The organism is Streptococcus handemini (assembly GCF_040984445.1).
In the GTDB taxonomy this organism is placed as follows: Bacteria; Bacillota; Bacilli; order Lactobacillales; family Streptococcaceae; genus Streptococcus; species Streptococcus handemini.
Window position 1 is genome coordinate 1 of sequence record NZ_JBFRYH010000106.1, and the last position, 3358, is coordinate 3358.

The 3358-nt window shown below is 40.3% G+C and carries 2 protein-coding genes and 1 pseudogene; 2 read left to right on the plus strand and 1 reads right to left on the minus strand.

Annotated elements, in window-relative coordinates:
• Positions 1-108 (plus strand): annotated as a pseudogene (locus ABPH35_RS10600) (IS30 family transposase); the annotation flags it as partial.
• A gap of 638 nt (positions 109-746) precedes the next feature.
• On the opposite strand, the gene recG reads toward ABPH35_RS10600, so the two are convergent.
• A complete protein-coding gene (gene recG / locus ABPH35_RS10605; protein WP_349989648.1) occupies positions 747-2762 on the minus strand; it encodes an ATP-dependent DNA helicase RecG in 2016 nt (671 codons plus the stop codon).
• Positions 2763-2915: 153 nt separating this feature from the next.
• Here recG and ABPH35_RS10610 point away from each other — a divergent pair.
• Positions 2916-3358 (plus strand): ISAs1 family transposase (locus ABPH35_RS10610; RefSeq protein ID WP_368849785.1); only part of this gene is annotated, 443 nt, incomplete at its 3' end.

Below are 3358 nucleotides of genomic sequence, written 5' to 3' on the forward strand. Positions count from 1 at the left end.
AAAAATGCGACGCAACAACAAGTCGCATTTATTGAAAACTGGATTAACAACTATCCAAAGAAGATATTGGGTTACAAATCTCCTAGAGAATTTTTACAGACTGGCTAACTTGAACTTGAAATTTAGCATAGCTACTGTCTTGAAAATATTTTTTCTTAAATCCTTGATAAACTTGACAAATGGTAGAAAAAGGCTCCATAATATCCATGGTGGGTTTACCCACTACAGAAATTATAGAGCCACTTTTCTTTATAGTAGAATCAGATTTTTAAGTTTATAGGATGTTCAATATCGTATATTGAAAATGAACTCCCTAATCAAGATAAAGAGTTAACATACGCGCTAAATGTCAGTTATTATATTGAAAAAAGGCTAAATAAGCAATACTAAAAGCAATAATTCTAACTCAAAAGAATGTAAACGCCGTGGGCGACCAAGGAGAAGAAACTTGCAAGTAACTGAACTGCTATCAAAGCATACGATTCCGGCCATAACGCGGCAGCTGCAGATATATTGCTAACTACAATTAAATCAAAATAAAAACTCGTACAGTTCTCCACCGACCAAAACGAGAACTAAACAGAGCACAAACTAAAAAAGAAAGAGGAGATATTATGAAAATAGCAATTAAATCAACCATTGTAAGTTTTTTCTCTCTATTTTCATTAGTTTATGGATGAAGGCCTCTCATCATGGATATCTTATCCAATCTCAGGAATCTACAGTTAATATAGAATCAGAATTTTTTAATCCAATCGTCCTTCCTTTGCTAAGTATGGCAATAAAACCTGCCATTCTGGCTGATTTTGCCATTCTGGTTCTGAGACAATCTGTGCGGCTACATGCCTTGCCTCCTCTAAAATCGCATAATCTTCTATGATGTTCGCTACTTGAAACTCTGGTAATCCCGATTGACGCGTTCCAAAAATTTCACCTGATCCGCGCATTTTTAAATCTTCTTCTGCTAAGACAAAACCATCTGTCGTTTCTGTCATAATCCGCATACGATCCTTCCCTGAATCCGTTTTGGGATTAGCAACTAAGATTGCATACGATTGCTTTTCACCCCGACCAACTCGACCTCGTAATTGGTGTAGTTGGCTTAATCCAAATCGGTCTGCATCCATAATGACCATAACCGTCGCATTTGGCACATTGACTCCCACTTCGATGACCGTTGTGGAAACTAGAATATCAGTCTGGCCTGCTTTAAAGGCCTGCATAATGGCTTCTTTCTCATCATTTTTCATCTGACCATGCAGTAAACCAACACTCGCATTTTCCTTAAAATGAGCAGCCAATTCCTCTCTCAAGGCAATCGCATTTTTCAAATCCAGTGCTTCTGATTCTTCAATAAGAGGCGAAATCACATACACCTGTGCTCCCTTGAGTAATTCTTTTTCCAACCAGTCCAGTACAACAGGAAATTGCTCATGCTTTACCCATCGAGTTACAATTGGCTTGCGCCCTGCAGGAAGCTGATTGATAATTGATACATCCATATCTCCAAAAGACGTAATCGCAAGCGTTCTGGGAATCGGTGTTGCCGTCATCATCAGCACATCTGGATTCGCTCCTTTTTCACGAAATAAACGTCGTTGCTTCACCCCAAATCGGTGCTGCTCGTCTGTTACGACAAGACCTAGACGATGATAATTGACCCCCTCCTGAATCAAGGCATGTGTCCCTACAATCATATCCACTTGTCCTGACTCAATCGCTGCTAACGCTGCTCTACGTGGTGCTACTCGCATACCACCTGTTAATAGTGCAATCGACAAATCTGGAAATAATTGCGTCAAACTCTCAAAGTGCTGTTCCGCCAAAATTTCAGTCGGAACCATCATTGCTGCCTGCATACCAGCTGTATAGGCAGCATACATAGCTAAAGCTGCGACAACTGTTTTTCCGGAGCCAACATCCCCCTGTAAAAGACGATTCATATGCCCAGTAGACTGCATATCCCTTAGAATCTCATGTAATACTTTTTCTTGAGCTTCTGTTAAGTTAAAGGGTAAGGAAGCTATTTTTTCTTCTACTTCAAGAGGATTATAGGCAATCGAAACTCCATCTACCATGACCTTATTTGCTACCTTTAGCTGTTGCAAACGCAGTTGAAAGTAAAACAGCTCCTCAAATTTTATACGACGCAAAGCCTGCTTGTATTCTGCTATATCTTTTGGAAAATGCATGGCTCTTACTGCCTGTTTTCGTTCTACTAAACGATAACGTTCTAAAAGAGAGATTGGAAGATTCTCCATCAATAACTGATCATAGCCCTTATCAAATGCTGCCTTCACTAATTTGACAATACTAGCCTGCGAAACTCCCTGAGTAACATGGTAAATCGGCTGTAATTCATCTTCACGCTGTGCAACCAACTTCATACCTGTTACGGATACCTTTGCCTTTTCCCATTTCCCCCAGACAGCTAGCTCTTGCCCAACTTCAATTCGATCAGCTAAATACGGTTGATTAAAAAAGGAGACCGCAACAACTACCTCGCCTTGTTTCAGTGAAAAACGCAGCTTATTACGCTTAAAACCATAGTATTGTACAGTAGGAGGCGTCATCACGATACCAGAAATCAAAGCCTTTTCCCCATCCACCAGTTCCAAAACTGACCGCACAGCAAAATCATCATAGCGAAAAGGATAATAACACAGTACGTCTTCTACCGTCTCCAATCCTAGCTGTTGGAATTTTGCAGCCGACTTCTCACCCACACCAGGAAAAACTGTTATTTTATCTTTTAAGCTCATCATACACCAATTATACCATTTTCAACAAGGATTTGCTAGATAGGATACAGACACAACACGACAAACGCATGAAGAAAGTCTCGTTTTCAGATAACAGTTTCATAAACTAAGTTCGAATCCTTTGCTATACTAGAGATAGTGGAGGATTTTGTTATGAATGAGAGACTGGATTTCTTGATAGGTGTCCGTGATGATAGAGAATCCTGGAAAATTAAGCACACATTGTCAGATATTGTCTTGCTTATTTTCTTTGCGCGTCTATCAGGTGCAGAATATTGGGATGAAATTGAGGAGTTTGGGACTGCCTATGAGTCTTCCTTGCGAACCGTGTTGGAGTTAGAAAATGGGATTCCGTCTCACGATACGCTGCAACGAGTTTTTGCGACTCTAGATCCTCAAGTTCTAGTAGAAGTGACACAGATGTGGTCTGCTCTTCTTGAAGAGGCAGAGGTATCAGCTAAACATTTTACTCGTTTTTCGAAACGCCTGATAGCCATTGACGGAAAGACAATTAGAGGTAATGCCAGCCAACACCAGAAAGCCTTACATATTGTCTCCGCCTATGCGACAGATTTAGGGATTTCCTACGGTCAAGT